At 45.3% G+C, this 25,181-nt stretch carries 20 protein-coding genes; 2 read left to right on the top strand and 18 right to left on the bottom strand.

Annotation, left to right across the window (positions count from 1 at the left end; translation table 11 throughout):
- Positions 1 to 25 precede the first annotated feature (25 nt).
- Positions 26 to 1,855 (bottom strand): glycoside hydrolase family 97 protein, encoded by a 1,830-nt coding sequence (locus QMA13_RS18495; protein WP_282935237.1) that lies wholly within the window; start codon positions 1,853 to 1,855, stop codon positions 26 to 28.
- A gap of 108 nt (positions 1,856 to 1,963) precedes the next feature.
- Positions 1,964 to 3,328 carry an MATE family efflux transporter gene (locus QMA13_RS18500; protein ID WP_282935238.1) on the bottom strand — a complete coding sequence of 455 codons (1,365 nt, stop codon included), beginning with the start codon at positions 3,326 to 3,328 and terminating at the stop codon, positions 1,964 to 1,966.
- 249 nt (positions 3,329 to 3,577) lie between these two features.
- Here QMA13_RS18500 and QMA13_RS18505 point away from each other — a divergent pair, with 249 nt between their 5' ends.
- On the top strand, positions 3,578 to 4,492 hold the full coding sequence (locus QMA13_RS18505; RefSeq protein ID WP_282935239.1) for an aldo/keto reductase: 915 nt from the start codon (positions 3,578 to 3,580) through the stop codon (positions 4,490 to 4,492).
- 176 nt (positions 4,493 to 4,668) lie between these two features.
- Positions 4,669 to 5,559, top strand: a complete 891-nt coding sequence (locus tag QMA13_RS18510) for a cation diffusion facilitator family transporter (protein ID WP_282935240.1) — start codon at positions 4,669 to 4,671, stop codon at positions 5,557 to 5,559.
- A 73-nt stretch (positions 5,560 to 5,632) separates the two neighbouring features.
- Here QMA13_RS18510 and QMA13_RS18515 read toward each other — a convergent pair whose 3' ends face one another.
- From QMA13_RS18515 to QMA13_RS18590, 16 genes are all read right to left on the bottom strand, one after another.
- A complete protein-coding gene (locus tag QMA13_RS18515) occupies positions 5,633 to 6,766 on the bottom strand; it encodes a glycoside hydrolase family 88 protein (RefSeq protein WP_282935241.1) in 1,134 nt (377 codons plus the stop codon).
- 24 nt (positions 6,767 to 6,790) lie between these two features.
- Positions 6,791 to 8,650 (bottom strand): heparinase II/III family protein, encoded by a 1,860-nt coding sequence (locus tag QMA13_RS18520; RefSeq protein ID WP_282935242.1) that lies wholly within the window; start codon positions 8,648 to 8,650, stop codon positions 6,791 to 6,793.
- A gap of 82 nt (positions 8,651 to 8,732) precedes the next feature.
- Positions 8,733 to 10,346 (bottom strand): response regulator transcription factor, encoded by a 1,614-nt coding sequence (locus tag QMA13_RS18525; RefSeq protein WP_282943438.1) that lies wholly within the window; start codon positions 10,344 to 10,346, stop codon positions 8,733 to 8,735.
- The gene (locus QMA13_RS18530) at positions 10,346 to 12,169 is read right to left on the bottom strand and encodes a cache domain-containing sensor histidine kinase (RefSeq protein ID WP_282935243.1); all 1,824 of its coding nucleotides are present in this window, start codon (positions 12,167 to 12,169) and stop codon (positions 10,346 to 10,348) included. The genes QMA13_RS18525 and QMA13_RS18530 overlap by 1 nt, the downstream gene beginning before the upstream one ends.
- Positions 12,170 to 12,282: 113 nt before the next feature.
- Positions 12,283 to 13,653 carry an ABC transporter substrate-binding protein gene (locus QMA13_RS18535; protein ID WP_282935244.1) on the bottom strand — a complete coding sequence of 457 codons (1,371 nt, stop codon included), beginning with the start codon at positions 13,651 to 13,653 and terminating at the stop codon, positions 12,283 to 12,285.
- Positions 13,654 to 13,789: 136 nt separating this feature from the next.
- The gene (locus tag QMA13_RS18540) at positions 13,790 to 14,623 is read right to left on the bottom strand and encodes a carbohydrate ABC transporter permease (RefSeq protein WP_282935245.1); all 834 of its coding nucleotides are present in this window, start codon (positions 14,621 to 14,623) and stop codon (positions 13,790 to 13,792) included.
- Positions 14,624 to 14,663: 40 nt separating this feature from the next.
- Positions 14,664 to 15,602, bottom strand: a complete 939-nt coding sequence (locus QMA13_RS18545; protein ID WP_282935246.1) for a carbohydrate ABC transporter permease — start codon at positions 15,600 to 15,602, stop codon at positions 14,664 to 14,666.
- A 172-nt stretch (positions 15,603 to 15,774) separates the two neighbouring features.
- Positions 15,775 to 16,461: a class I SAM-dependent methyltransferase gene (locus tag QMA13_RS18550; RefSeq protein WP_282935247.1), complete on the bottom strand. Its 687-nt coding sequence runs from the start codon at positions 16,459 to 16,461 to the stop codon at positions 15,775 to 15,777.
- A gap of 178 nt (positions 16,462 to 16,639) precedes the next feature.
- Positions 16,640 to 17,992: an Nramp family divalent metal transporter gene (locus tag QMA13_RS18555; RefSeq protein ID WP_282935248.1), complete on the bottom strand. Its 1,353-nt coding sequence runs from the start codon at positions 17,990 to 17,992 to the stop codon at positions 16,640 to 16,642.
- Between the two features lie 261 nt (positions 17,993 to 18,253).
- Positions 18,254 to 18,493, bottom strand: a complete 240-nt coding sequence (locus QMA13_RS18560; RefSeq protein WP_282935249.1) for a hypothetical protein — start codon at positions 18,491 to 18,493, stop codon at positions 18,254 to 18,256.
- A 110-nt stretch (positions 18,494 to 18,603) separates the two neighbouring features.
- Positions 18,604 to 19,920, bottom strand: coding sequence for a DUF4129 domain-containing protein (locus QMA13_RS18565; RefSeq protein ID WP_282935250.1), 1,317 nt, complete (start codon positions 19,918 to 19,920; stop codon positions 18,604 to 18,606).
- Entirely contained in the window at positions 19,917 to 21,029 is a 1,113-nt protein-coding gene (locus QMA13_RS18570; protein ID WP_282935251.1) for a DUF58 domain-containing protein, read from the bottom strand. Before QMA13_RS18570 ends, QMA13_RS18565 begins: the two co-directional genes overlap by 4 nt.
- The gene (locus QMA13_RS18575; protein ID WP_282935252.1) at positions 21,026 to 21,988 is read right to left on the bottom strand and encodes an AAA family ATPase; all 963 of its coding nucleotides are present in this window, start codon (positions 21,986 to 21,988) and stop codon (positions 21,026 to 21,028) included. The genes QMA13_RS18570 and QMA13_RS18575 overlap by 4 nt, the downstream gene beginning before the upstream one ends.
- A gap of 100 nt (positions 21,989 to 22,088) precedes the next feature.
- Complete coding sequence (trpA, locus tag QMA13_RS18580; protein WP_282935253.1) at positions 22,089 to 22,910, bottom strand: tryptophan synthase subunit alpha; 822 nt, start codon at positions 22,908 to 22,910, stop codon at positions 22,089 to 22,091.
- Positions 22,852 to 24,087: a tryptophan synthase subunit beta gene (gene trpB / locus QMA13_RS18585; RefSeq protein ID WP_282935254.1), complete on the bottom strand. Its 1,236-nt coding sequence runs from the start codon at positions 24,085 to 24,087 to the stop codon at positions 22,852 to 22,854. The genes trpA and trpB overlap by 59 nt, the downstream gene beginning before the upstream one ends.
- Before the next feature lie 22 nt (positions 24,088 to 24,109).
- A complete protein-coding gene (locus QMA13_RS18590) occupies positions 24,110 to 25,072 on the bottom strand; it encodes a sugar-binding transcriptional regulator (RefSeq protein ID WP_282935255.1) in 963 nt (320 codons plus the stop codon).
- Between the last annotated feature and the right edge of the window lie 109 nt (positions 25,073 to 25,181).

Here is a 25,181-nt window from a genome sequence, read left to right on the forward strand (position 1 = left end):
GGCTGTGAGCACCAGGACCAGATGCTTATATTTTCGTTAAACGGATCACAGCGCCTCCGTTGACTCTTAACGGCAAATGCAGCGTATCCGCATGCGTTACTATATCCGTCCGGACTGTAATGTCTGTAGAATGCTTGAACCGATAGTGATCCAGGGGTCCGAATACCTCTTCATAAATCTCGGCACGGTACGAAGCCTCCCTATCAAGGAAACGGAGATCCACGTGGCACGTTCTACCTCCGGCAGCACATATGGCTCCGATGTACCAGTCGTCACCGTTTCTTCTTGCCATAGTAACATAACGGCCTGGATAACCTTCCAGCAGCAGTGTTTGATCCCAGGCAGCGGGCACCTGGGATAAGAATAGCTTGCCGCCGCTTTCGTTATAGGCTTCTATCGAATCGGCAAAATTTTGTACTGCGGATTCAAAAATGACCGATAAAGCCAATTGATGACCATGACCGGTACGGGTTACTCTGGATAAGGTAACCGGTGTATAGTCCATTGCTCCCACAACGTTACGAGTAAACGGTACCGTGCAGTTATGAGTCGCGTTAGGGCCTTCGTTCAGGTCGTTCTTCCAGTATTCCGCACCGAAAATGCCCTCTCTCGTCATAACATGCGGCCAACGTCTTTGCTCGCCCGAAGGCTTCGTCGACCCGTGATAGTTAATCATCAGTTTATTCTCCAATGCAACGTTTGCAATCATATCATAGACCTGGATTCGTTCTTGTGAATCGCTATCGAAAAAGTCGACTTTGATCCCCTTGATCCCCCAACTAGCCCATAGCTCCAGCGAATTTCTGCATTCCTCTTCTTCCTTGATTCGTTTATAATGCGTCCACAACCAGATGCCAACACCCTTGGACTCGGCATACTTGATTAATTCAGGCACATCCGTCGTACTCTCTTCTCGATCCCATCCACCATCTACAAGCGAATATTCCCAGCCCATTTCCGCCGCGAAATCAACGAATTGAACCTGCTTTTGATGGTCCTTACACGATTGACTGTCAGAATGCCATGACCAAGCCGAACGTCCCGGGCGAATCCATGACATATCTTCCACCTCGGAAGCAGGGTTAAGGTTAAATACCAACGTAGATTCGACTATCGTCGCTAGCGTTGACCCGATAATCGCCGTCCTCCAAGGAGTTGCGAACGGTGCGCTCGTCACATTCGGGCCAGGCTGGTCCGGAGCAAAGGCAAGCTCTAGCGTTCTCGCTTTCTCGCCGCTTACTTTCAAGTGGGCTGCGCAATAGGTGCCGTATACGGCCGCCTCCGTAAGTAATACCCAGCCGGCATTTCCAACTTGAAACAGCATCGGGAATGCATAATCAGATTCGTCCATGGTCTCCAGCATTCCAAGATCATAAGTGCGTTCATAGCACTCCATCCATTTTTGCGACCAAACATTAATTAAGGGCTCCTGAGGCAGTACGAATCCTGTGGGTTCCGCTGTAATCACCAGCTCACCGCTTCCAGCCAACTGATAGCGGAAAGCAATTCCATCGTTGTAGGCTCGGCAGATGAATTGGAGCTCCTGTCCATTTTTTCCGAAGAAAAGAGTCAACTCATTGGCACGATTCTCATAATGCTTGGTTTTACCATGAGGAAGCGTATAATCATCATTCACTTCGGAAGATACTTTCCGCACAAAGGCCAATCCTTTGGTAAAATCTGCTTCCGTTGTAACAATCCCAAGTGGAGCCCGATCCAGAATCATACTTTTTTCTTTGAGCACGTTATAGTATAGCGTTCCTTCCTCAGATAGCTCGATTTGGAACTGAAGGCTCGAATCAGGAGAACTAAGCACCCAGCTTTGTTTTGGCATAATATCGATTGATTGTTTCATGATTCGTTCACTCTCCCCTTTTGAATAAATCCATCCATTAACTTCAAGCAAAGGAATGCACCATAACCCATAATCCAATCCTATGGCAATACTTTCCAAGGCTCAATGCTACAAACTCATTTGTTTTTGTACCATACTAACTTCATCTGATTCCGATTTAAGTCGTCCTCTTTTCTTCCAGCGAACGGCTACGAGAATACCTCGAATGCTCTCATCCATAATCATAGCTGCATAGATACCGATGATCCCCCACCCTAACGTAATTCCGAAGTAATATGAACATGCAGCTGCAACCAGCCACATGGAGCCCATATTGGTTACAGCTGTAAAGCGGGTATCTCCAACGGCATTAAGTGAGAAGGCAAACGCTTGATTAATCATTTTCAAAGGCTGCAAAACGACGTTCACGGCCAACAAAGGTACCGCAATTTGCAGTACTTCGGCATCTGATGTGAACCATCCCAACGCCGTGAGGCCGACAAGCCACAATAACAGGGAAGTAATCAGAACGTATGCGAGGCCTGACCATAATGCGGCGAATGCGCTTCGGTAGCATGCCTCGAAGTTACGTGCCCCGTACAAATGACCGACTCGGATCTGTGAAGCCATCGCAACGGACATGCCTACCAACCAAGGCAGCGATTGTATAGTATTCATGTAGGTGAACGAAGCTAGAGAAGCCGCTCCCATCGAGGCTACCATAGCAAAAATGAGTGCTTGAGAATAGTTCCATGATGCCGCATTGATGGACATAGGCCATCCTATATGCCACACTTCCTTCACCAGCTTCATGTCGAACCCTTTCCAGTCGCTTTTTGCAAAACCTGGATTAAATGCTTTATACAATACAATAAGGCTGAAAATGAGCGCTGCGGTTCGACTAATGACAGTGGAAACAGATACCCCGAAGATACCCCACTCTGGCAATCCGAATGCCCCATAGATAAGTGCATAATTTAAGATGAGGTGAATGACGTTCATTCCCATCACGATAAGCATAGGTCCTCTCGTATTTCCCGTATTGCGTATGATCGCTGATGACGCTGTATACAGAGAAATCACAATCGTATTCGCACCCACAAAGCTCAAATAGGTTGCTGCCAAGGGGAGCACTTGCTCAGGTGCCTGCATGAAGCCCAATAACCAGTCTGCATTGAAATAAATAAATAGACTTAATACAGCCCCCACAACCAAATTAGCTTTTACAGTAATAGCTGCAGTTCGACGAGCTTGATCCACAAGTCCTGCACCCATTTTCTGGGCTATAACAATACCCGCCCCAGAGTTAATCAGCATAAACATAACACTGGTCGCATTCAATACTTGATTCGATAAACCGACTGCCGAAGAAGCGTAATCCGAGATGTGGCTAACCATCAAGGTATCCACACTGCCCATCAAAAATTGCAGCAGCATTTCGACGGCTATAGGCCAAGCCAAGTACCACAAAGATAATTTTTTCTTTTCTGTCACACTTCTCCACTCCCCCATGTTGAATATCTTTCCGAAAATTTCTCTCTACCGTATGATTTCTCTAACAAACCTCTACAGTATAAATAGGCTCAACTCGAATATATATAGCCATAACTCACCTTTTTTTGTCGGAAACTCGGATTGGCAGTGCAGCTTTAATGCAGTAATGTGAATTTGATGTATAATAAAACTGCTCAGAATGCGAATCAAAGACATTCATAAACGTGTTTCAAAAAGGAGTGGAGATCAATGATTTATCGCAATTTTGGTCGCACGGGGTGGCAGGTCTCTACCATTGGCCTCGGTACTTGGAATATAGGTAACCAATGGGGGGACGTCGATGATGCTACTGCGTTCGCAACGGTTCGCGCTTCGATAGATGAGGGAGTGAATCTGTTTGATACCGCTGAATCCTATGGCATACCTAATGGCTTGTCTGAGCAGCGACTTGGCAGAGCATTAGGCGGAGATCGGCATAAATCTTATATCGTTTCTAAAATTGGCCATTTCGGTAAAAGAACGGGACAAGGGGTACCTCTGACAACCCCCGATATGATCCGCCTGTGCGCACATGCATCCTTGCATCGCTTGAGAACCGATTGGATCGATGTGATGCTTTGCCACATTGGTGATATTCAAGACCCTTCCATCTTCCTTGAAGGTTTTGAAATGTTGAAGCAAAACGGAGAAATTAGAGAGTATGGAATATCTACGAACAATTTGGAAGTGCTCAAAAGATTCAATATCAATGGAACGTGCCGGGTTGTTGAAGCCGACTATTCTTTAGTTAACCGTGAGCCTGAAAAGGAATTCCTCCCTTATTGCGAGGAGAATGGTATTGCGGTTCTGGTTCGTGGACCCTTGGCGATGGGCCTCTTATCCGGCAACTATACGGAGGATTCTGTTTTTACGGATAGCGTTCGCAGTGCCTGGAATGTAGGCGGCGCTGGCCGCGAGCAGTTCGAGGAACGGATTCGTAAAGTAAGCGATATCAGAAGTGTGCTTGAAAAAGATGAAGATATGGCAGAAGCTGCCCTTCGCTTTGTCGTCTCACGGCCTTCTGTTGTAGCCATTCCAGGAGCAAAATCGCCGGAGCAAGCCACCCTCAATGCGCAGGTAGGCAGCCGTTTGTTCACCAAAAAACAAATGGATAGGTTTAATTAAGGCAAGCGCCTTTGCATACCCCACCATTAAGATGGTATAATTGGAAAATGCTGATGGGTTACACCTTGAGCTAAGCAAGGAAGTTAGTTATTTCAAAAAAATACCCAACCCTTGCCCGATAGCGGTCAAGGGTTTTTGTTTCCTACGGGAAAAAGTTCTGGTGGGGGTCACAATGGATGAGTAAAGGTAACCGTTCCTCGATTGTCGCGGCATGGATTAGCTTGGTAAGCAATGTTGCTTTAACGATGATCAAAATCATTGTCGGGCTTTTGACTAACAGTCAAGTGCTCTTGGCTGACGGCATTCATAATGCCGGTGATGTCATCGCAACCGCCGCTTCGCTGACTTCGATGAATATATCGAAGCGCCCTGCGGATGAGGACCACCCCTACGGTCATGGCAAGGCAGAAGTATTAAGCTCCGCCTTCGTGTCCATTATTTTGGCTATTGCCGCTTTGTACATTGCTTATGAGGCTGTGATGGCCTTTTTCGAATTGCCGCGAAAGGCCAGCTATATTGCTCTGAGCGCAGCAGCGGTTTCCTTGATTTGGAAACAGGTGCTCTATTCCTACACCTATCGGATTGGCAAGAAAGTGAACAGCAAAGGCTTGCTGGCAACTGCATACGATCATCTTGCCGACGTTTATGCTTCCATAGCGGCAGTAGCTGGGATCGGGCTTGCCCTGATCGGAGAAGCTTTCGGCATCCATTATTTAGCTTATGGGGATCCGTTGGCAGGGATCATCGTCTCTGTGTTAGTGCTGAAGCTGGCCTATCATATGGGGCTGGAATCTTTCAATGTGCTGATGGAAAAAGCGGTGGATCAGGAACAGCTGGACGAATACGCCTCTTTGATTAGATCGGTTCCTGAAGTGAAGCGCATAGACCGTATCCGCGCAAGAGAACACGGGCATTATGTGTTAGTCGATGTCCGGCTTAGCATCCCAGGAGAAATGACCATTCAACAAGGGCATGATATTTCCCGCCAAATTAAACAGGTGATTATGAATATGCATCCTGATGTAGATGAGGTGCTCATTCATATCAATCCTTGGTATGCTTCATGATTGCATGCCAAAAAGCCATCCTCAGGACATTATCCAAAGGATGGCTTTATTTAGTGACTAAGGTTTCAATATTTTACCAGAACTGCTTGGTGTGACCTTTTAGACGGCTTAATCCTTCAACATAGAAATAATCGCCGTAAATTAAAGGTACATCCATATTTTTCTGTTCCGGATAATGGCTTGTACCGTGCAGGATCAGCCCTTCCTCCTGCTCATTATCCCAAGCACCATAGTTGGTGTACAGGGAATTCAAGATCGCTTCACCCGCTTTAAAGTAGGAGGCACCCTCCAACGGAGATACCAGATCTGCCAGTAAGAGCAGTCCGCAAGCGGCGCATGCTCCTGCTGAAGAGTCGCGATACTTGGCGATGCCCTCAGGAAGACGGAAATCCCAGAGTGGAACATGGTCTTCCGGCAGCTGAGAAATAAAATAATGGGCTACCTGCTTCGCCGCATGTAAATACTTCTCTTCTCTTGTATGTTGATAGCTCAAAGCCATACCGTACAGCGCCCAAGCCGTTCCTCGAGACCACCCGGATTCTGGGGCAAAGCCCTGTCCACCCAATGCCTCAATACGTTCGCCTGTTTGCTCATCGAATCTAACGATATGATAGACCGAACCGTCGGGTCGAATGAAATTCTTTAATACGGTGTCTGCGTGCTCTTGTGCCAGATGCTTGTATCTCGGATCGCCGCTGACATCGGACGCCCAATATAACAGCGGTAAGTTCATCATGCAGTCGATGATGACCCAGCCGGCATTGTTCTCCCCTTCACGCCAAGGGTTCCATGCGCGGATAAAGTTCCCTTTCACATTAAAGCGCGCTGCCAGCAAATTGGCGGCAAGCAGTCCGCGGCGCTTGGAATCGTCCGCTTGAAGCAGTTTGTAGCGAGCTACGCTTGTCAATGTCCACATAAAGCCAATGTCATGATCCAGCTTATAATAGTCAGTAATGACTTGATCCAGTTGATCCTCGCACTGCTCCGCTAATATTTTAAAATGCTCGTTCTTCGTATCGCGGTAGAGCAGCCACAGCAAGCCGGGCCAAAATCCTGCCGTCCACCAAAAAGCCGGTTCCAGAACATACGTTCCATTGACGCTGGCATGAGGAAACTGAGCTCCAATACGCTGGCTAGTTTTGCTTACTTTCTTAATGGCATCCTGCCATGCTTGATCTACCCAAGGACCTTTTACAATTACAGTCATTTCGGAGTCCCCCTAGTAAAATTACTATGATTTAAATTCAAACTGAAATTGAACTGTGCAGTTCCGCTCTGGGCGAAGTAGCTTAAAATCGATTGCGTACACATCCTTCAAGACGCCGAAGTGATCCGTATACTCGAGCTTTTCAACTTGCGGCTGAAGAATGGCAGCATCGTAACCGATATGCAAACGCTGTTCCTTCCCAGGAATGATAAGATCCTCTCCAGCCAAGTCGGGTTCGATCATAGTAATAAATCGTTCCACAATCTCCAACGGAGTCTCGCTGAATTCATAGGTATCTACCAATATCAACCGAGGCAGCTCCTTCTTATACCATGTGAAACTGCGAACCAACTGACGAAGCTGCGTCTCATCATAAGCGCCGGATAAATCCATCTGCATTCGTTCCATTTCCGGTTCCGTTGAAGCCTGTAATGCAGAAGCACGACGTTCAGCACCCGGCTGCTGCAGCTTTCCGTTTACGATAGGCACGGAGTGACCTCGAGAGCTGTTGCACAAATAAGTATATCGTTCTGATCCAAAATACTGCTTCGTGTACATCCCGCAGCCCAGATCAGCGAGGAATGTTTCCCCCTGCGAATGAATAATGAAATGACCGACATCATTATGATTATGAGGTTCCGCATTATGCCCGCCCTTGGCTGCGAAGCAGAATGAGCCATGCTCGTTAACATATCTTGAAACTAGCCACTGCGCATCGTTCAAGAAATAAGAAGCGGTGCCCCAAGGTTCACCGGTAATCGCTTTATCTTCACGAAACCACAAAATATTGCGAAGTGCGGTAGGCCAACGGTTGCAATGATCCTCCGTATAACTCGTGCGTAATGAAAAATCAGGAATTTCCACATCGGGATAAATCCGATTCAAATAATGTGTCAGCCCCATATGAATTCGTGCTTCCGGAGTAGAGTCCGAGAAGTTGACGACTGAAGTTCCGCTCATGAAGCATTTCTGTTGAAATAAGGCAATCCGGTGTATCTTCTCATCCGAGAACAAATGAATAGATCCCATCGTTCTTTTCTTAAGCAAATCTGCAAAAAACACGAAATACCCAAAGCCATAGTACCAGTAACCATAGCCCTCCGTCGTCGCCCCATCCTCTTCGAAGCCTTGCAAATAGCAGTTCATCGTCTCAAGGACTCGTTCCAGAATAACAGATAAGTCATCATTGTCCTTCATCAGATGAAGCGCCGCTGCCCCGATAGATCCGGCACAAACTGCAGACCAATTATGGGTAGCCTTTTCCCAATGAAAAGGTCCCTGATGAATATATGGCCAAAAGATACGTCGGTATACTTCATGAACGATTCGATTACGCAGCAACCGCGGCAGCTTATGCTCCGTTAATTTGAGCACTTCACTTAGTGCAAACCCGGTCTCCGCAGAAAATAAATCGATGATATGGGCATTCCCCTGCAAGTCCTCAGACGGATTCTGCAGCGTAAACACGCTATCCTCTGTAGTTTCCGGTGTATTCCCCGCATGAGCTGGCAAACACCAGGTATACTCATTGCAAATGGACCATATCGTTTCCTCAAGAGCTTCCTGGTAATCCGTGCGTTCAGGCTCCAACAACGTCATGATGGTAAATGTATTAAGTCTTTTTCTCATTTCAAAGTAGACATGTTCATACTCAAGCCTTGTACCGCTTTCCGCAAATATGCGGAATAGGGCAAATGATCGCTGAGGTTCCTGCTGTTGAAGCAGCTTCTCGGCTTCTTCGCGTACCTCGTCTATCATCGGCCTGTAACCTTCTGCTCGTCTGACCTCGTTCCACCATGCAGCTTGTTCTCCATCACCAAACAATAAAGAAGCTGATTCTGACGACTGATTGTCCAATAATCGTTTAATTTCATTACGGTTCATCGGGCGCCTCCGTAGGTTATAGATTAACTTTTCTCTATCATACTACCGAATCACCTTGTGAAATGATACTATTTTTACTTTTTCAGGATGTTTTTTGACCTCTGTATTCCATCGGTGTTACACCAACCGAATTTTTAAATATTTTGATAAAATAACTTTGATTGTCGTAACCCAGCATCTCGCAGATCTTGCCTACCGGGTGGTTGGTGTGATCCAGAAGCTCCTTGGCGCGATTCATTTTCATACGGGTTACGTATTCAATGAACGTTTCCCCGGTTTCTTTCTTAAACAATCGACTGAAATAGCTGCTGTTTAAGAACAGATGATCCGCTACCTCCTCCAGACTTATTCTTTTATCCAAATGAAGCGACACATAATGACATGCCTGAACAACTTCGGATCGTTTCCTCTGATCTCCTATCTCCCCCGCAAGGGTGATTACGGATTGAAAATGCTCCACCAACCAATGCTCCAGCTCGAACAAAGAATCAATCTCCAATATTTCTTTATGCAATATATCGACTTCATAAGTAGAACGGAAATACTGGAGCGATTGAAGCTTAAGCTTCAAATCAAGCAGCAGCTTCAGCACCCAGTCCTTCACCTTCTCCGGCTCAAAGGCATGCTCCTTCAGAAATTCCATCCAATGATTCACTGTAGGCACGATGCTTGCAGTATTTTTCTCTAAGATCATTTCCTTGAGCTCTGTACTGGCTTGATCATACCAAGAAAATAAATCGATGTTTCCTTGCGGTAGAGTTCGTTTTTTGGAAATACTACTCTCCTCCATATAAAACCGCTGGACTCTGCTCGATCTTAGCTGAAAAAGGGCCGTCTTGATTTCTTCCGGTCTATGGCTGACTTCCCCTATAATGAAAGATATCGATATTTTCAAGTATTTACGCAGCGCTTCTTGGATTCGCTTCATTCTAGCCGCGGCTTCATCGAAAGGATTTATTTTCAATGTGGATTGAAATGGGAACAAAAAGAACGATTCCTTAGTTCCGTAAGCAAAATGCACAGCTGGCAGCGACTCTTTTCCGCTCACTTCGCCAATCACATTATCAATGGCAAAGCGTAAAATATCGTCAGACATGAAGCGCTGCTTAGCTGAACGGTACCCATCAATGACCCCGAGGATCGGCAAGCAAGCCATTCCCTTTAAGGAGAGATCGAAAGAGTTGGCTTCCTCTAGCCAATCATTAGGATCGAGAATCGGCTGCTGAAGCGTTCTGCGGATGAATTTTTCCTTAAGCATTTCTATATTTCGGTCCACCATATGCTGAAGCTGGTGCTGATGCGTCTGTACACGTTCTTCCTGATCCAAGCTTGCTTTGAACTGCAGCAGCAGCTTCTCCAAATCGGCAGGATCGAGCGTATCTTTCAACACATAATCCTGCACATTCAGCTTGACGGCTTGCTGTGCATAATAAAACTCGTCGTGACAAGATAAAATAGCTACACGCAGATTAGGCTTTCGCTCACGCAGCTTAGCAATCAGGTCCAATCCGTTCATCTTAGGCATCCCGATATCGGTAATCAGTATATCCGGCATCTCCTGCTCTGCCTGCTCTAATGCAACAGCTCCATTCTCGTAGCACCCTTGAAGCTCAAGGTCAAAGTCCATCCATGAAATGGCCTCTGATAGAAATTCCAGTACAGGGTAATCATCATCCACTAGCATGACTTTATACATCACTCATTCGCCTCCAAGCATGGGATGAGCATCGTGATCCGGGTCCCTTTGCCCAATTCGCTCTCCATCTTCATTTCAAAATCTTCTCCATATGTCATGCGCATTCGTTCATTTACATTCGACAAACCGATACTGGAAAAGCCTTTATGCTTCTCCATTTCAGGATGCTCCTGCTCATTACTCATAGCAAGTCTTCGCTGAAGCTTGCTTAAGGTGCTATCATCCATCCCCGCTCCGTTGTCCTCGACATATACGATAAGCTTGTCTTCCTCAACCCATGCTTTCACTCTAATGACACCGCCAGACTGACTTAAGCCGTGAATCAGTGCATTTTCGATCAATGGCTGAAGAAAAAAGCGAGGTACTTTTTCCAATAAGGCATTAGCTGAGATATCCGTCTGCAGCAGCACTTTTTCCTTTTGTCGCATGTTCATCAGCTGCGTGTAATCCATAACGATTTCAATCTCTTCGTGCAGTGTAATAAGTCCTTTATCTTGATTAATGGTCATACGCAGCAGCTTGGAGAGGGAGCCAATCATCTCCGCACTTTCCTTATCCCCCTTGAACATCACTTTCATACGGATCGAGTTCAATACGTTGAATAGAAAATGGGGATTGATCTGCGCCTGCAGCATATCCAGCTCGGCTTTGCGTTTGCGTGTCTGGGTGACCGAAATCTCCTCAATCATGTCATGAATCCGATCCAGCATCTGGTCGAACAAATACCCAAGCCTACCGATCTCATCCCCTCCGCGGATACGGGAACGGACATCCAGATTGCCCTTTTGCACGGTTATGGCCACTTTCCCTAAACCAACAAGTGGTTTGGTGAACGTTCTTAGCAAATAAAGAAGCAGTAACAAGAACACAATAAACGAAATAAGCTGAAGCGTGATTACATTTGTGAAAATCGATTTGATCTTATTTATAGCTGTCTGATAGGGTGTCAGAGAAACCAGCTTCCATCCTGTAAACAACGGTTCCTGGGTAAGCAAGTAGTCCTCATTGTCACCATGGACAATTTGGGTAGAGATTTGTTTGTTCGTTTGGTTAGAAGTTGCAAAGCGGAATGGTTTGCCGATCTGATCAACATCGTTATGTGACATGATCACATTATTGGAATCGAGGATCATAAATTCCTGACTATCCGAAAGATTTTCGAAATTTTGATTCATCTGATTTTCCATAATAGTAACAATGACATACCCGTATATTTGAAATCCTTCCTTCTCCCGTAACGTCCTAACGACAGAGAGCTGGTAAGGATTTTTGTCCTTCTCAGATATAAATACGGTTGGCGACGCACCTACCCAATACGAATTAAAGCCATATAGTTGATTTAACTGCGCAAACCACGGTTCTCTCGTCATATCGATCGGATTATAGTCGTAAACGGAATAACTGGAATAATAGGACCCATTGGATAAAATAATGGTGACGTAGCACTGCTCCCCGCCAATAGTAATATTTTCAATTGTGTTCCTTATTTTACTTTGGTCGGTGAATTCCTCGTACTCTGCATTCGGTCCCGTGTACGTCTGTCCGGTAGCTTTTCGTTTCACTATGGAGCTCAGCTCTGAGTCCATCTGAATCAAGTTGGCTACATTGAGCATATATTTAAGCGAATTGGTGACATAGTTGTTGACCAGCAGCATCGATTCCTGCGAGTTGGAGATGACCTGCTGTTTAACCGCATCCTGGGTTAAGTAATTATACATAATGAGAGAGAAACAACCGGGAATAAGAATACAGATGATGGATGTAACCATAAGCTTAAAACGAAACGAGCGGGATGATAACCATTGACCTATCTTTTTCCTCATAGTAGCAGCCTCCCGCCCTTCTATAGTCTTAAACACATGCAATATATGTACAACGAACAAAAGAAGAGGTAGGCTTGGAGCCACCCCTCCTTTTATTAATATGACCGATTTTGTTACTTTTTATTGGAAGCGATAATGCTGTTTACCCGATCTTGAGAAGCTTTAACTGTTGTATCGATATCTTGTTTGCCCAAGATCATTTTTTCAAACTCTTCGTTTATTGTTTTGTTGACTTCGGCTTGGTAAGATACCGGAGGTACCATCGCAGCAGCTTTGGAGTTAGACAATACGCTGACTAGCGAAGCTTTGTCTACTTTTTCCGGAGATTTCGCTGTGCTCAAGATGTTGTCGATAATTTTACCAAGATCCTCTTGCTTCACTTTGCTCCATGATGGTACGTTCTTCTCTTGAACCAATTGTCCGTCCGTGGTTAACCAGCGGATGAATTTATAAGATTCATCTTTATGCTTAGAAGCAGCAGCAACGGAGATGTAGTCTGTAGCAACCGGTGCATAGCCAACTTGGTCACCAGGATTGTTTTTAGGGAATGGAGCCACTGCAACGTTAAAGTTCAATGGAACTTGATCTGTTCCGCCAATCTCCGTGTTCATCCAGCTGCCGGTTGCGATCATTGCTGCTTTTTGATTAAAGAACTGCGTACGATAATTCAGCTTTTGGGAAAGCATGTCCGTATAAGGAGTTGCTGATTTATCGTCCTTCTCCATTTTCATACGAATCTCAAGCGATTTCTTGTACAACGGACTGTCCAGATTAGAGGTTCCATCCGCTTTAATGAAATCCGGATTGTCCGGTTGGTTTTCCAAAGCCAGTTTCGCATATTCGACCCAGCCACCATTTTGTGGTCCGTGGAAATACGTACCGTATACTTTGTTAGCACCTTCGCCTTGGGTCATTTTCTTAGCATAATCCATAAAGTCATCCCATGTCCAATCGGTCGGCACTTTCAAGCCGGCTGCATCCAACATGTTCTTATTCAACAGGACATACCAAGGATTGAATTTACCTGGAAGTGCATAGTATTTGCCATTCAGCTTCGTATCTACTTTGTATTCTTCGTTAACTTTAAAGCCGTCTTTCGTAATATAATCATCGATTGGAGCTACCATGCCCAGTGCAACGCGTTGAGCGTAAGCGGCAGGATCACTGAACATCAGAACGTCCATATCCTCACCGGATGCGGCAGCCAAGTCAAGCTTTTTCATTGCTTCCTGGGTATCGCCCTTTTCGCTCAATCCGATCAGGTTAATTTTAATTCCTGGGTTTTTCTCTTCGTATGCAGCAATCGTTTTCTTCCAGTTATAGTTACCCTCAGTACCATAAGTATAAAACCGCAACTCAGTCGTTTTACCTGCTGTATCTCCGCCTTGAGCGTTTTTCTGATCTGATGCCCCACCGCAGCCTGCCAATACGCCCAGTGCCATTACGCTGGTCAATACGCCTGCGCTTACTTTTTTCTTATTCATCTTTAAGTACCCTCCTTGTTTTGAAACTCGCTATGTTGGTTTCATCAAGCTTACACAGTGATTGTACCAATTGCTGTTAGAGCATCCATGCGCGGATTTTGACTTATTTACAATTTTTTTGACTTTCCTTGTCGAATTACCCCTTAACTCCGCCCATTGCAATGCCTTCAATAACACTTTTTTGACCAATGATGAAAATTATAAGCAGCGGAAGGATAGCAGACACCGCAGCGGCCATTATTAACGAATAGAACTCACCGCTTAAAGAAGTAAACTTCTGCATCGCCAATGGAATCGTAAACAGCTTGTCCGTACGTAGGAAGATCAGCGCATTCTGATAATCATTCCAAGTCCAGATAAAGCGTAGGATTGCGTAGGTTGCAACCGCTGGACGCACAAGAGGCAATGCGATATTCCAAAATATTTTCCAGTGGCCTGCACCGTCAATCTTGGCTGATTCAATAAAGTCATTATGAAGCCCCATAAAGAACTGACGCAGCATAAACGTTCCAAGCACGCTAAAGCTTCCGATAAGGATAAGTCCGAGATGGTTATCAAACAAACCGATGGAACGATACAAAATAAATTGCGGAACCAAAACAGCTTGCGAAGGTACCATATAGGTTGTAAGCACGATAAGGAATAACCACTTGCTTGCTGCAAACTGCACTTTGGAGAATCCATAGGCAGCCAATGCCGATACAGTAACCGAAATAATTGTTGTTACAACCGTAATCTTAATGGAGTTCCAATAATACAGGTAGAATGGATACTGTCCGAACCATACTTCCTTATAGTTACTAATTGCGTTCCAATGCTTAGGAATCCAATTGATAGGATAGTTAAATACTTCGGATTCGATTTTGAAGGATGCGGAAAGCATCCAGAAGAACGGCATCAGAAACACTAAACTGACTGCAAACATGATGATCGTAAAGATCAATTTTTTGAGGCTCAGCGGCTCCCTCATATTATTCCCACCTTCTTTTCGTTCAGTTGCCTGTAGACGATTAATAATTTACCCATTTTTTCTGACCGATCCATTGCAAGAACGTGATTATTAATACACAGAAGAACAGTACAGTCGCCATAGACGAAGCATATCCAATTTTCAAATTCGTAAATGCTGTATCATACAAGTACCAAACAAGCATGCTTGTGGATTGAATAGGTCCGCCTTGCGTCAAGACTGCGATCAAATCGAATACCTTAAAGGTTGAGATAATACCCGTAATGAGCAAGAAGAAGGTCGTAGGTGACAGCATAGGCAATGTGATACTTTTGAATTTAACCCAACCAGATGCTCCGTCAATATCAGCTGCTTCATACAAATCTTTAGGAATCGATTGCAAGCCTGCAATATACACGATCAAGTTAAACCCGATGGAAATCCATACCGAAATCATCATCACGGAGACAAGAGCATAGTTAGGATCCGCGATCCATTTTGGCGGGTTCGAAATCCCAATCGACATTAAGAACTGGTTAACGGGTCCAGCCGATGGATGAAACAATACTTGCCATACGATCGCTACAGCAACGACGCTGGAGATGTAAGGCATGAAGTAAGCGACTTTGAAATAGCCTTTCCAGTACACTTTCTTATCAATAAGAATGGCGAGCACCATGGAAACAATTAAGTAAATGGGGACTGTCAGCAAAAATATGGCATTGTTCCTGAAAGATTTCAGGAATGTCGCATCTGTAACGAGCTTCTGGAAATTATCCAGTCCAGCCCATTTAAACCCTTTGAAGCCCATAATAAAATTCCAATCCGAGAAGCTTAGTACGAATGTAGCAAGAATCGGAAGCAGTACCAGGATCGTTACTCCGATCAGCATAGGACTTACAAATAAGAATCCTGCTAGCGTTTCCCGATTTTGAAGACCTCTCTTGCTCCGTTTAGGTATCTTCTTTTCCGCAGGAGCGGAAGCCGAATTAGTATTCATGATGCGATCACCTCAACTTCAATAATGTTGAGTTTATTATAATCAAAGAGAGTGGGATATATTTAACGGTATTTTGATTACCTTGTCGACAATTTTGACTTTTTAATCAATAAAGCGCTTTTTCTCGACAAAAAAAAGCCTAGAGGCTTCCCTCCGGCTTGAATTCTTCCTATTAGGCCAACCCAGGCTTTGTTGCATAAAAAACGGCGAAATCATTGTATTTATAAACGCAGTCCACATCCGAGAAGCCTGCTTCGCTTAACCAATGAATTTGATCCTCAACTGTTGCGTTAATATCCAGCTTCCTTCTCTCTATAGCTCCCTCCACTGCCTCTATCGGGAGTCCGTTGGAACGAATCCACTCTTCCCATTGATTCTTGTAAGAGAGATCGATATGCGAAGTAAGTCCCCTTGCCTGATCCGCGTTCACGAAGACTCCCCCTTCATTCAAAAGACCATAAAGCTTGTGAAATAAAGCCTTCTTTTCCTGGTGAGTCAAATGATGAATCGATAAGGACGACACAATAGCGTCAAAAGGCCCATCAAATTCATATTGCGAATAGTCGGCGATAATATACTCCACCTTACGGTTTCCTGCAAAACGCTGCCGCGCTGTAGCAAGCATCTTTTCGCTTAAATCGACCAAGGTTAACTGAGCTTGTGGGAATTTGTGCAAAATTCCTGCAGATAAGAGTCCTGTTCCAGCGCCTAAATCAAGTATGCGCGGAGCTTCATTGGACGAATGCGTCCACCTTACAGCCGTTTCGTAAAAATCATCAAAACATGGAATCAACTGCTTACGCTGCTGATCGTACTGTTGTGCCACTTCGTTAAACTGCACTCTTACCTTCTCATTCATTTGATATCATCCCTCGCTTCATCTCATCCTTTACTTCATTATAGATCGGATTCGTTAATTGGAATAATATATAAAGACTATTTATTTTATAAGAAATACCTATAAAATTGTTTGAAAAAGAACCAAGATGCCAATCAAAGATTGACATTCTTGGTCCTACTAATGGATAAGTGCTCAATTATTCTAGAAAAAAGGTTTGAAATAACAGATAAGCATTCAATATCGCAATAATTCCAGCTACGATCCAGGATAGCCATTTCAACCAGCTTTTATTGGCGAATTCACCCATTTTCTTCTTATCATTCGTAAACTTCACGAGCGGAATGACCGCAAACGATAATTGAAGCGACAAAATGACTTGGCTTAAAATTAGCAGCTGGGCTGTGCCCTTCTCTCCCGCTACAGCTGTCACGATGACCGCTGGAATAATAGCAATCAAACGGGTTATGAGACGGCGTAACCATCCAGGGAGACGAATGTTAAGGAACCCTTCCATAACAATTTGCCCAGCCAATGTACCAGTCAATGTGGAGTTTTGGCCTGAAGCTAATAACGCTACTCCGAAGAGAATACTTCCTAATGTGGTTCCAAGCAATGGAGTAAGCAGCTGGTATGCATCCTCGATATCCGCTACTTCCGTCATCCCTGCTCTGTGAAACGTTGCGGCAGACAAGATCAGGATCGCCGCGTTAATAAATAAGGCAAAGAATAAGGCAATGGACGAATCCCATGTTGCGTACTTAATCGCTTGGCGTTTGCCTTCCCGTGTTTGATCGAACTTCCGGGTTTGAACAATGGATGAGTGCAAATATAAGTTATGCGGCATTACGGTTGCGCCCAATATACTGATGGCAATGTACAGCATCATGGGATTACTGATAATTTCCGTTGTAGGAATGAAGCCTTTGGCAATTCCGCCGATTTCCGGCTTGGATAAGAACATCTCTGTTAGGAAACAGCCTCCAATGGTTATTATTAGAATGATAACCAACGATTCGATAAAGCGGAATCCTTTATTTTGCAGTAACAGCACTACGAGTACGTCAACGGCGGTGATCATAACCCCGTACAGAAGTGGGATACCGAACAACAGCTTTAATGCTATTGCCGACCCGATCACTTCAGCTAAGTCACAAGCCGCTATGGCCAGTTCGCATAAGATCCATAAAGTAAAAGCAATCGGTTTATTGTAATGATCCCGACAGGCTTGCGCCAAATCTCTGCCGGTTACTATACCCAGCTTGCCGGCGAGAGCTTGAAGCAGTACAGCCATAAGATTGGATATTAGAATTACTGAGAGTAAAGAATAACCGAACATGGAACCACCGGCAATATCCGTAGCCCAGTTCCCCGGGTCCATATAACCAACGGCAACCAAATATCCAGGCCCTGCAAAAGCTAAGAATTTCTTGATCCAGCTTCCTGTTTTGGGTATTTTCATCGAACGATATACTTCGGGAAGAGATGGACGTCCTCCCGATAATCTCCAGCCCTCTTCGGCGACATTTTTAATTTGCGCTTTTTCACTCATACGGTATCACCTCTTTTATATTAACGGCATAATGCGCCAAGCTAACTTTTTTGTCCCAGGGCAACATTTATTAGGCAGAACCCCTTATCTCTTTCTCAAGTATATGATGCCACAAAATAAATGTTCCTATGTTAGTGATTGTACTCGGCAAAATATTTTTGTCAAGGGAAACATTTTGAGCCTTCGGAAAGAACAAAAAAACTGCCACCCTGTTAAGGACTGCAGTTTGTTGTTGTGCTATGAGATTTCAAACCATTTCATTTACTGTTGCAGCTTGCTTTTAGCCGCATTCACAAGGAAGTCGTACCATTCATCATTTTCTTCAAGCAAATCTTCCACTGCCAATATTTCATCTTCGCTTCCAGATTCATTCAGGAAGAATAGCCCGTAGCTCCATTCCTTACCGTTCTTGCTATACAGCGTAATTTCATACGGCAGTTTATGATCCTGCACTTCAAATTCAACTTTACCGACATACCCGTCTTCCTTGCTGTATGTCATTGATGCTGCTAATACATTAATCAGCGGACTCACCCTTCCATGTATCGGTCGTGCTTCAGAAATTATAATGGATAAACACCCGGTATTTCAACAGTCCTTGAGAAATCGAGTTACTTTTTCTTATCCATCCGTTCTTTGGCCGCATGTAAATCGTGATCCTCAATACCCTTATCCCCATACCGGACTTGTTCATACAAAGACAAAAACGTATCAACAGGAGGTTGCTTCTTATCGTCCCATTGCTGAACCTCCAGCCCGGTTTCCTTTGGAGTCAGGAAGCTCTTGAACATGTATCCACGCTGCATCGATTGTCGGAGCCAGCGACGGTACAAGAACCGTATTCTTTGTTTGTTATCTTGAAGATCCTCCCACTTCTCGCGATGTCCGGACCTATTGAATAGCCGTTTCCACTTAGAAAATAGCCTTTCGTTAAGACTTTCCCAGTCCATCAGACTCTCTACATCGTCTTCGTAGCCGATTTTACCCTTCTGTTTATCTTCCGAATGCAGCTTGCTCGCAAGCCAGGCAAATAATCGTTTGGCTAAGCGAGGTATCCTTCTTAAGATGAAATAGATCGCTAACAAGCAGCCAAGAACAAGAAGTCCTCCGACAACGAAATACAATATTTTCTCAAGCCATACAAGCCATAACGCAGGTTCTTCGTTACCCGACAGATTCATGGGAGGGGGCTGCGGCGATTTGGCCGGTTCCGCAGCGGGTGGCGAAGACGGCCCGCTAAATAATGCTTGAAGCCATTGAATCAGCTGATGGATGCCCCAAAGCACCGCTTCTCCAAGCTTACGGAACAATACAACGAGAAGGATAATAACTAACAGCAGGACAACAAGCAGCCGATTTTTCCACATCATCTCAGCAGCGATAACCGGTTCTTTATCTCCAGATAAAGTCTCCTGCTTCATGTTGGATTCATTAGACATGAGAAGCGTCACCACAAGCGCGGCTAACCCTCCCCACAGTAACAACGTCATATAAGGCTGGAATGAATCTACAAAATGCAGAAAGACTGAGGAAACAAAATATATAATCATACCGAACACATAAAAATTGACCGGGAAAAAGACATCCCACGGAATCCACACGAGGCGTATGCCGCGGTATACTACGATGAAGCTAGTGACTGCCGCAACGATTGCAGCAAATGAGATCCCAAAGAGCCAGTAAGATGAAATCGCACCTAAGCACAAAGAGACAAGCATCTGAAGGTAGGTTCTTCTTAGCGGAATCAAGCTGTTCAGAATGTATCCGATGGCATAGCCTAAAGGAAGTGTTGTTATCCAAAGAACCCTGTGGGATTCAGGCAGGATATATACGGCCGCTAAGAGCAGCAAAGGGAAAGCGAGTAGCACTTCAACGCAGCCCTTAAGTAAGATAATCCCCGCATTAGCGCTCAACGATGGATTCTTCATGCCGTTTCACCCGCCTGTTCTTCTTCATGATGCAGCTCCTTCTGAAGAAGTAAGGTATCAACCGAGTTCCCTTGGAAGCGTAGCTGCTCCATAGGTATTCTCATTTTATCGCTAATGTAAGCGGAAACAATTAGAATGTCTTGATTGGTAAGTCCGTTAGCCGCCTCCTCCTCGAGCAGAGTATCGAACGGGATGCTTCTGGTAACGACAACCTTAGCCATGGTTTCCAGCAGGTATGTCATATGTACCGCCCCATTCCTGGGTTCGATTCTAACAGGGTCCTTCGAATCTACGGAGTATGCGTTAGTGCTGAATCCTACTTCCATTCCAAGATCAATCGCATGCTGTGCGATGGCAGCAGCAATGGACAATCCTTTCTCGAACAACGCTTCATCATTAACCTGGTTCCACATCTTCTCATGATCTTCAACGTTAAGATAAATCATTAGCCTTTGGTCTGCGGTGAAATCTCGTTGGTGAACCTGCAGCCTCCCGCTTCGTGCGGTGGCTTTCCAGTTGATCCCATTCAATGGGTCACCGTAACGATACTCTCTAGCCCCGGAAATCATGAACGGATCTTCGACGATCCACCGACGTACTACCAAATCGCCCTGCCAGCTATGGGACGGAAGCGTCAACTCGTCGAGTGACGCCAGCTTGGGATAAACCAACAGCTCCGCATCCAGCGAAAGCTTAAGCGTATTCCGGTAAAGCCCCACCAAATCTCCATAAGTGAGTGAAGCTGTGTTCAGCCGATAGCAGCCTCGCTTGCCGCAATAAATCTGATGCCGTCTCGTTATTTGCGTATAGGGCATCAGACTGAACATGCTTTTATGATTTTGAAATAATTTGCCGTTATTAATATCCAGATTCGCTTGGCTATAAAAGCGCAGACCGGCATGAATTAACGATTCCAGCCTAAGCCATGGTACAGGCACAATATTCCGGTTCGCAATCCGTTCAATCATTTCGGCTTCTTCCCCTTCAAAGCATCCCTTGGTACTGAAATATCTTTCATAGGTCAGTCCCTTATGTCCAAGAGCTTTGAACAAGATCACCTGAATGACAAGAATGAACATCGTGATAAAGAGCAGCCAATGAACGCTCATTCGTTCACCAGCTCCGGCTCGGTAGGTACGGCAACCTCCTGCAATATCGAATCGATAATCGCTTCTGCCGCTTCATATCGTGAACGATAGGAGCCTTTAACGATAATGCGGTGGGCTAAGACCGGCTTCGCCATCCTCTTAAGATCATCTGGAATGACGAAATCCCGGCCTTTGAGTATGGCATGGACTTGAGCAGCTTTCAGGAGAGCTTGGCTGCCGCGTGGGCTAACCCCTGTCGCTACATCAGCATGAGTTCTTGTTCTCTCAACAATGCTTAACAGGTAGGACAATAATTCATCGCTGATGGTTACCTTAGAATAATGCTGCTGCGCTGCGATAATCGCTTCTGTCTCAGCAACACTGGCAATATCTTCGAGAGGATTGCCATCCTTGAACCGTTTGAGGATATTCACTCCCTCTTCCGTTGTCGGGTAGCCCATTTTCACTTTGAACAAAAACCGGTCCAGCTGAGCCTCTGGCAGAGGAAACGTGCCTTGGTTCTCCACCGGGTTTTGAGTGGCTATAACCAGGAATGGCGCCTCCAGCTTTCTTGTTTCGCCATCAATACTAACTTGTCGTTCTTCCATACATTCCAGCAAGCTGGATTGAGTTCTTGGTGTAGCACGGTTTATTTCATCGGCAAGTAAAACATTCGTGAATAGCGGTCCCGGACGAAACTCGAATTCAGCGTGCTTCTGGTTGAAATAGTTGATTCCGCTTAAGTCGGAAGGCAGTAGATCAGGGGTGAATTGAATGCGCTTAAAAGTGCAATTCAATGATTTGGCCATGGCTTTGGCAAGCAGCGTCTTCCCCGTTCCCGGAACATCCTCGAGCAAAATATGACCGGATGCAATGATAGCGATGAGCAGCTTCTCGATGACGTCCTCTTTTCCTACAATGACTTTGTTGACATTGGCACTAATCGATTGTGCTAACGCTTGAATTTGAGTTAACTGCATGAAGGGCTCCTCCTACATTATAACGTGATGGTCAGGGAATCTTTTCAAGATTACTCTACCATATTAGGAGCAGATTGGGGTATCGCTCTACAAAAAAGTTTTAATCCACAGCTTCACTTAAGGATTGAAGAAACTTACGAACGCCGGGCAAGCCTTCCGATTCAAGTACCTTAAGCAGCTGACTTCCTACAATGGCGATATCGGATTTACCTTTTAAATATCGGATATCGTCAGGGTGCTGAATGCCGAAGCCTACTCCTATCGGTGTTCTTGCATGTTGTCTGCAGCGTTCAATAAATTGAGAAGCAGCTTCATCGAATGCTGTCTTGGAGCCTGTTAAGCCTTTTCTTGCGACACAATACAAAAATCCATCGGTTTCTTGGGAGACGTAAGCTAATCGCTCAGCAGATGTATATGGAGTTGCAAGCAACACCGGAGCGATACCCTGCTTTGTGCATGCCGTTAAATAATCGCTGCTCTCTTCCGGAAAAGCGTCCGGTACGATCAAACCCGATATTCCTATTGAAGCGCAATCTGCCGCAAACCGTTCGTCCCCATACTGGAATACGATATTATAGTAGGTCATAAACAAAAACGGCATATCGAAATCCTGAGTAACCTTACGAGCAAAGTCCATGCATTGCTGTACCGTTGTGCCTTGCTCCAACGCCTGCTGATTGGCTTTTAAAAACACAGGACCGTCTGCTATAGGCTCTGAAAAAGGAATTTGCAGCTCTACCAGATCGACCCCATATTCGTGAAACAACCGGATCATCTCGTAATTCGTTTCGAAATCCGGATAACCTAATATTTGATGCGCCATCAGTAAAATGGATTTATCATTCCGTTTAAGTCGAATATGTTCAGCGAGCGCGTTCATACTGCTGCTGCTTTCTTCCGATAAATGCGGTCCATTCATCATCCTTCAATCCCTCCGCAATGTTAAATATATCTTTATCCCCGCGTCCCGACATATTGATGATTATGCAGTCCTTAGTGCTGGTGCTGCTTATCTCCCTGAAAGCTCCTGCAAAAGCATGCGTTGATTCAAGTGCAGGCACCAAGCCTTCTTTGGTCATAACGAGCTGGAGAGCTGCAATCACTTCATCATCCGTAGCCGCTTCGACCCGGACTCTCCTCAGCTCAGACAAATTGGCGAGAATCGGAGATATTCCCGTATAATCCAATCCTGCTGCAACACTGTACGTATCCAGCATTTGACCCTCATCGTTTTGCAAGAACAAGGTTTTAAAGCCTTGCGCAATGCCGACCTTTGCTTGCCCATAGGCAATTCTGGACGCATGTGCCCCCAACTCTGGTCCTCTGCCTCCCGCTTCCACACCGACTAGCTCGACTTCAGGATACACCATGAATTCCTGAAATACCCCAAGCGCATTAGAGCCACCTCCGACACAGGCGTATACTCGGCTCGGAAGCTTGCCTTCAAGCTCCAGCAATTGCTCCTTAGCTTCTTTTCCGATGATCGATTGAAAATAGGCCACAAGCGCTGGAAACGGATGGGGTCCTGAAGCGGTACCCATTAAATAATGAGTCGTTTCAAAACTGGACACCCAATCACGCAAGGCCTCATTGATTGCATCCTTCAGAGTTCGGGAACCGAAATCGACCGGTACCACCTGCGCGCCGAAACGCTTCATCCAGAATACGTTGGCATACTGGCGCTCCATATCCTCCCGCCCCATATAGATAGTAGCTTCTAATCCGAGTTTAGCCGCCACTATAGCTGTAGCAACACCGTGCTGCCCAGCGCCTGTCTCCGCTATGACCCGTGTTTTCTTCATTCGCTTAGCAAGTAAGGCCTGCCCTAACGCATTATTAATTTTGTGTGCGCCGGAATGATTCAAATCCTCGCGCTTGATATAAATTCTTGCACTTCCGAAATGGTCGGTAAGCCCTTCAGCATAGGTCAGCGGCGTTGGGCGGCCTGAGAAATTACGGAGAATTTCATAATATCGGTTCCAAAAGTCGGCATCCGACTTGATCTGCTCAAAATGCTCCTTCAGCTCGCTAATGGCCGGGTACAAAATTTCCGGGATAAACGTCCCCCCGAACGAGCCATAATATCCATCGGCGTTCATCAACTATCACTCTCATTTCTGCTTAATTATTAGTATGAAATTCGATTACCGCTTGGGCCGTTGCCAAATCGGTTACAAGCCGATCAACCCACTTGCCGCGAAGTGTGGCCGTTATGGCCTGCACCTTTTCCAAACCTCCAGCAATGGCTATGACATTAGGGATACCACGAAGCTCTGGAGCTGTGACACCTATCATTCTGTTTTTGGCAGGGAAATCGATCATGTTTCCTTCAATGTCAATGAAAGAAGCGCACAGATTGGCAGCAGCATGACCTTGCTGCACACTGGCGAGATCCTTCTCCGAGAAGTATCCGGACTCCATGATCGTCGCCCGCTCCGATACTTGCCCTATACCTACTATCGCCATACTGCTCCGCTGAGCCAAATGCATAACACGAGAGATTTCAGGTTCATTCAAAAGCAGCGCTTTGGTTTCTTCAGAAGCTACAACGGCAGGGGCATGAAGGAGCCAGTATTTGGCCTTTAGCTTCTCGGCCAGCTTACTCACATTTGAATTCGCGTGCCAATCCGCTCCTTCTGAGCCCCAACCGCCTACCATGGGCACAAATTGAACTCCACTTCTAGGAAAATAGTCCAGAACTTCGCCAAGTGCGGCAACTCCTCGACCTGCCATCACGCCGACAATGTCTTGATCCTTCACAATGGACTCTAATAGCGCTGCACAAGTCCGGCCTAACTGAAGATTGGAGCTAAATTCGTCCGCGTCATTGGTATTAACGACTAGGGCATCATGAATACCGAATAGCTTAATGAGCTGCCGCTCCACCTCCTGTTCCAATGAAAAAGGATTTTTAATGGCTATGTGAACGATGCCTTCACTTCTTGCAGCTGTTAGCATCCGGCTCACATGCGGTCGCGAGATGCCGAATCGCTGTGCAATATCTTGTTGGTTAAGACCGTCCTCGTAATAAAGCTGACTAATCTTAACAAGCAGCCTCATTCTTTCCTGATTCATATCTGACATGGCTATCCCCTTCATGTACATATGTACTCACATAAAACATTTGTACATCGATTATATATAGAACCTCACTTTTTTACAATCATTGTTTTGAAATAAAAGCAAAAAGCCC

Origin of the sequence: Paenibacillus sp. RC67, from assembly GCF_030020805.1 — a bacterium.
Taxonomy (GTDB): domain Bacteria; phylum Bacillota; class Bacilli; order Paenibacillales; family NBRC-103111; genus Paenibacillus_S.